The following is a 5,650-nucleotide window of genomic DNA, read 5'->3' on the forward strand; positions in this document are numbered from 1 at the left end:
TCTGCTTTCCCGACGACGCCCCGTGGCCCGTGGGGGGCGATTGGGCGCTACAGTTCGCGAGGCAGGCGATCAGAGCGCCCAGGCCCCACCACTCCCGCGAAAAAGACCACCGCTTGGATCCGTGCATCCTCCTGCCTCCCATACCTTCGAGCATCAAACGTTTCTGCAGATCTGCGAGAGGCTCCGGCGCTCTGACGCCATCACAGGCTTTCCAGCATCTCTCGCTGCCTTGCAAAACAGCCACAGGCGCTAGGCCGCCGCTCAGACCTGCGGCCCTAAAACGAGCATCCGCCTGATCCCCTGTCCCGTCAGGGACGAGGGATCAGGCATGCGTCGAGCACTGCGGCGGGCGTCTTAGCCGAACGAGGGCACCCCGTCCTGCGAGAAGTTGAAGCGCTCCTGGACGATGTAGAGGGGGCGCCGTTTGACCTCATCGTAGATCCGCCCGATGTACTCGCCGAGGATCCCGAGCGTGATGAGCTGGACGCCCCCGAGCAGCAGGGTGCAGACCATCAAGGAGGCCCAGCCGGGAATCGTCAGGTCGGTGAAGAGGCGCAGGCCCACGACCCCCAGGATCGCCAAAAAGGCGAGCGCCGAGGCGAAAAAGCCCGAGTAGGTAGCCAGCTGCAAGGGGAAGAAGGAGAAGGCCGTCACCCCGTCCAGCGCGAACTTCAGCATCTTGCGCAGGGGATACTTGGTCTCGCCGGCGAAGCGCTCCTGGCGCACGAAGGGGACTCCCACCTGGCGAAAGCCAATCCAGCTCACCAAACCGCGGATGTAGCGGTGGCTCTCCCGGATCCGCTTGAGGACCTCGACCACCGGGCGGCTCATGAGGCGGAAGTCCCCGGTGTCCAGGGGGATGTCCACGTTGGTGACCCGGCGCATGAGGCGGTAGAAGAGGGCGGCCGTCCCCTTCTTGAAGGCCGAGTCTCCCCTTCGCTCGGCGCGCACCGCGTAGACCACGTCGTAGCCTTCGCGCCACTTCGCCATCAACTGCGGGATCAGCTCGGGCGGATCCTGGAGGTCGGCGTCGATGACCACCACGGCCTCGCCGATGGCGTGGTCCATCCCCGCCGTGATGGCGGCCTGGTGGCCGAAGTTGCGCGAGAAGCGGATCACCTTGACCCGCTCGTCGCGCGTCCCGAGGGCCACGGCCAGCTCACAGGAGGCATCGCTGCTGCCGTCGTCCACCAGGACGAGCTCGTAGGACTCCCCCATCGACGCCAGGACCGCCGTCAGCCGGTGATACATCTCGTTGACAATCGCCGCCTCGTTGAAGATGGGGACGATGACGGAAAGAACCACGGGGCTACGTTCGTACATGTTTCTCTATCCTCTCGGTTCCGAGCGTGTGGGTTCAGGCACCCGCGACGTCGCTGATGCTTGCTTGACAGCATAGGTCTTCGGCAGACAGGGGAGATGAGGCAGGATGCACGAAAACCATGGGCAAGGCCGACTTCCTCTCTGGTCACCTATCGCTTCTTGAAGACGTAGAAATCCGGGGTCCTGTGTAGGTTGTAGTTGAAGTATGGGCTGTACACCTCCTTGTGGCCTCCGGCCCTCAGCCCCCAGAGGAAGAGCGACTTCGCGAAGAGCTTGAGGTTCACGTCGGGGATGTTGTAAGGGCTTGCGGTGCGATACAGCAGCTCGTAGTCCTGGGCCAGGGCCGCAAGCCGGTCCGGCGCCATGCTGAAAGACGTGTAGGGGCTCACCACCAGGAGGTCACCCGATTGGATTTGGTCGGTGTGACGGCTGTTGAAGACGCTGTAAGGCGAGTGGGGGCTGAGGCCGTAGTACACCAGGTTGTCGGGCGGAAGCTCGCTGCGCAGGTCGAACTTCTCCGAGGAAACGCCAGAGTAGTTGAGGAACTTCCCGAGGCTCGCGTAGATCTCGTTGCCACTGGCCGGATTGACGCCATCCAAGAAAATGGCCGTTCGCTTGCCACCGCTCGCCTGGAACTGAGCATCGAGCAGGGGCGCGAGGCGATCGAGCATCTTGTTGTAGTTGAGGGGCACGTACTTGTAGACGCTCACCATGTTCAGACCAATGACCGCAGAGTTGATAAGACAGACCGCGAGCGCTCCAAAACCGACCGCGAGCCAGCGTGAACGGGCCACCGCTGGCCAGAGCTCCTTTAGGAAGTGGAGGGCAGCAGGCAAGGCGAGGGCATAGGCCGGCAACAGGTAATGGTAGGTCTGAAGGTTGAGCGCTACGTATACCAGCAGGTAGCACAGGGCGGCCACCAGCATGGCGTCGTAGAGGGGGTGAAAGCGATCCTGCCTGGCGATCGCGAGCCGATAGAACCGGTAGAGCAAGAGGGTGGGCAAGAGCACGGCGATGAGGGGATCGGAAAGCATGAAGAAGGCGAGGTTCTTCAGGAGCATGATCCCTTGGTCATAGGTGGTCTCGCCGTAGCGATGGCGTCCCACGTGACGATAGGCCAGCCAGTAGTAAAGGGTGCAGAAGATGCCCGAGCTGAGCAACAAGAGGCCATCCAAGAGCTTCTGAGCGGCGGGGCTCGAGCGCCAGCTCGCGACGAGATGCAACAGAGCGAAGACCCCCAGCATGATAAAGCCGGGCTCCTTGTAATAGAGGGCCACGTTGGCGAACAGAAGGCTCCCCACCAGGTCCTGGACCCTCCCGCGCTCCCGGTGGCGCAGATAGCAGAGCAGGAACAGGAAGAAGAACAGGAGCGCACCGCGCTCGGGAACCTGCAGCCTGAAATAAGCCGTGGCGAAGCCCGGCACGAGCGCCAGATAACAAATGGCCCCGATCTTGGCGAGGCGTTGGCGGGTCACCCGGGTCAAGACACGCCAGGCAACCAGAACGAGGAGCAGGAACTGACAGGCGTTAAAGAGGTAGTAGTAGAAGGGGAGAGGGCCCAAGAAGTGGGCGATCAGGTTGTACTCCTGCGCGTCCAAGGGATAAAACCGGCCGAACTTTGGCTCGATGAAGAAATCCAGGCGCTTGCCAATTTGGATGGTGTCCAGAAAACCGTGATCGTCGATCGGACCAAGGCGAGGCTCGATGAGGAACAAAACCAGGTAGGTAGCCAGGAAGAGCAGGAAGCCCAGCAGGCGGAGATCGACCTTGAGGCGACGTGGAGAAAGTTGGTGCAGCATGACGTCTCCTGTCTTGCAAGAAAGTCTATGACGATGCGTGTGCGAAGTCGGCAGTGCCCCTTGCAAGGCAAGGGCCACTGCCGGTAGCGACGAACGATACAGGTCATGCGAGAGGAGCGAACGCGCCTGGTTCAGAGGCCGTCGCGGCTGCGCCCCATCGGCCGGGCAATATTCATCGACACCAGTCCGAAGCACTCGGCGAGCGCCTCGGGGTAGGCAGGCATGTAGTCGGGCTTCTCGAGCCCGAAGCTCGCGAGGATGGCGCTCGTGAAGGCCGTGGTCGGCACCTCGCGGCGCTGGCCGAAGCGCGAGAGGTCCGCCTGCGGGTCGAAGACGAGGGCCGTCCCTTCGGGGATGTGCCACCCGGACGAGCCCACCTCGTCCTGGATCGCCTCGGCCTGGAGGCCGAAGTCCGAGAGCGAATAGCTCGCCCCGTCGAGCTCCACGCGCGCCGTGGCGGGATCGACGTTCTGGCGGTCGACCCAGAAGGTGACGCTTCGCTCGTCATGCGTCTCGAAGGCGAAGGGAGTCCCCACGAGCTGCAGGCCCCTTGCGCGCTGGATGAAGCGCGCCTTGGCAGCCGCGTCCGAGAAGGCGACGTTGTAGCAAGGCTCCATGCCGGGAAGCTGGCGCCACTCGCCGGGCTCCAGGCCCAACCGAGAAAAGAAGCGCCCGGGCTCGGCCAGGACGAGCTGGTTGTAGACGGGCTTCGCGACGGCGGCGCGCTGCCCCATCGTCGTGATGAGCAGCAGGCGATACTCGGGGTGACGCGCCACGAAGGCCATCAGATCGCCGAGCATCTTGTCGGCAGCGCGCATGGTGTGGGGAATCTCACCCTTGTAGGCGTCGATCCAGTCGCGCGACATCTCGTTGCGCGAGGTCTCGACGGTCATGCGCTTCCCCTGCGAGGCCTCGGCGTGGGCTTGGGCCGCGTAATCATGGGGATAGGTCGCCGCCCAGTAGCGGTGCATGGAGGACGCGCAGTGGTTGGAGAAGAAGGTGACGAGGTCAGGCCGGGTGGTTTTCAGCTGCCGATAGACCACGTCGAAGCTCAAGATAGCCTGGATGGTGCGCCGGCGCACCACCCGCCTTTTGTCCAGCACCTCGGAGGCCAACTGACCGACGGCAGCGAGGAGGGTGCGACCGCGAATGCCCAGGCGGGGCGCAGCCAGCAAGAAGGTGGCCGCTCGCTGCTTGTCGAGGCCCCGGCGGACGACGAGCTGGGACTGGGCGATCGCGCCGTTGTTGAAGGCCTGGAAAGCGCTGAGGTGGTGCGGCTTGGTCTCGAAGGTGGGCGCGAAGAGATCGGGCAGGTAGAAGGCGATGTGGCGATCGTCGCGCGGCACCGGGTAGGAGCCGATCGACCCGCCGATCCCGATGGTCCGCCCCGCCGCGCGCAGGACCTCCCAGAAGCGCGGGTAGCGCCGGTCGATCTCGGTCGTGTCCTGGTTGTACTCCAGGATGCCGTGCACCGTGTCCGGCACGCCCCGGTGAAAGGTCGGCCAGGAGACCTTGGGATGCAGATGGATCTGATCGGGAGTCTTCCCGACGAACTGCGCCGCCGTCCGCAACAGGGTGGCGAAGTGGGAGTGCGGGTGGGCCGCGACGTGATCATCGATGACTTTATAAGGGACTTCGTTGAGTTCAAAAATAACGAGCTTTCGGCGCATGATTCCCCCCAACTAAAAATGGACAAGCAATAACTAGCGTCAAAGCGCGTGCGATTAAATCAGCCAAGCGAACAACGATGTTCGTGAGATCCGATCTTCAACTTGCTCGCCCGCTTATCCCATTCAAGTCCCAGCGCGGGATGATCGACCAACAGATAAGTCACCTAGGCTTAATCTCACGTTATCTTCGATGCCAAGGCCTTTCGGTACCGTGTTCATCAGCTGGTGGAACCACCAACACGAGCCGAAAGGATAGAAAACCCTTGAAGATAACCAAACCCTCCAACTCGACCCTCCTGCTGCGCGCGCTTTGCGCCGTGTCGATCGCCATGGGCGTGGGAACGCTCGGCTGTGCCATTCCCGGCAACCTGATGCCGGGCGCGGGCCTCGACGGTGAGACCGCCCTGAACCAGCAGTTCGGCGCCGTGAAGCTCTCGTTCCGCAGCGACGACTACCAGGCGCAAGCCACCAAGGCGGACATCAAGCAACTGCGAGTCACCCTGACGGGCGACTCCCTTGCGTCGCCCCTGGTGCAGACGGCGGCCTTCAACAACGGGGCCGAGTTCAGCTTCAAAGACCTGAAGGCGGGTGTCATCGCGGTCAAGATCGAGGCCCTCGACGCAGCCGGAAGCAACATCGGCACCGCCAACAAGAGCGGCGTCTCCGTCCTGGCGGGCCAGCTCACGACGGTCTCGCTCGCCCTCAAGCTCAACCCGACGACCGTCGATCCCAATACCGGCCTGGTCGGAATCGGCGTCACCATCACGGACGGCGACATCGTCACCACCCCCCTGCCGACGCCGAGCCCGACCCCCGCGCCGACGGCGACGCCGGAGCCCGTCCCCCCGCTCGGGACCG

At 63.4% G+C, this 5,650-nt stretch carries 4 protein-coding genes; 1 reads left to right on the forward strand and 3 read right to left on the reverse strand.

Translation table 11 applies throughout. The features are described 5' to 3' along the window. Nucleotides 1-354: 354 nt before the first annotated feature. From J7643_19880 to J7643_19890, 3 genes are all read right to left on the reverse strand, one after another. Nucleotides 355-1,323 carry a glycosyltransferase family 2 protein gene (locus J7643_19880; GenBank protein MBO9542855.1) on the reverse strand — a complete coding sequence of 323 codons (969 nt, stop codon included), beginning with the start codon at nt 1,321-1,323 and terminating at the stop codon, nt 355-357. A gap of 149 nt (nt 1,324-1,472) precedes the next feature. After that, on the reverse strand, nt 1,473-3,122 hold the full coding sequence (locus tag J7643_19885) for a glycosyltransferase family 39 protein (protein ID MBO9542856.1): 1,650 nt from the start codon (nt 3,120-3,122) through the stop codon (nt 1,473-1,475). Between the two features lie 131 nt (nt 3,123-3,253). Further along, complete coding sequence (locus J7643_19890; protein ID MBO9542857.1) at nt 3,254-4,792, reverse strand: hypothetical protein; 1,539 nt, start codon at nt 4,790-4,792, stop codon at nt 3,254-3,256. Nucleotides 4,793-5,055: 263 nt separating this feature from the next. Between J7643_19890 and J7643_19895 the strand changes: the two genes are divergently transcribed. Continuing rightward, the coding region (locus J7643_19895) for a hypothetical protein (protein MBO9542858.1) at nt 5,056-5,650 on the forward strand (595 nt) is incomplete at its 3' end.

Source organism: bacterium (assembly GCA_017744355.1).
In the GTDB taxonomy this organism is placed as follows: Bacteria; Cyanobacteriota; Sericytochromatia; order S15B-MN24; family UBA4093; genus JAGIBK01.

Bases quoted from the DNA above. Each gene is read 5' to 3' on its own strand.
- J7643_19880 (MBO9542855.1), bottom strand. From the start codon at position 1,323: ATGTACGAACGTAGCCCCGTGGTTCTTTCCGTCATCGTCCCCATCTTC.
- J7643_19885 (MBO9542856.1), bottom strand. From the start codon at position 3,122: ATGCTGCACCAACTTTCTCCACGTCGCCTCAAGGTCGATCTCCGCCTG.
- J7643_19890 (MBO9542857.1), bottom strand. From the start codon at position 4,792: ATGCGCCGAAAGCTCGTTATTTTTGAACTCAACGAAGTCCCTTATAAA.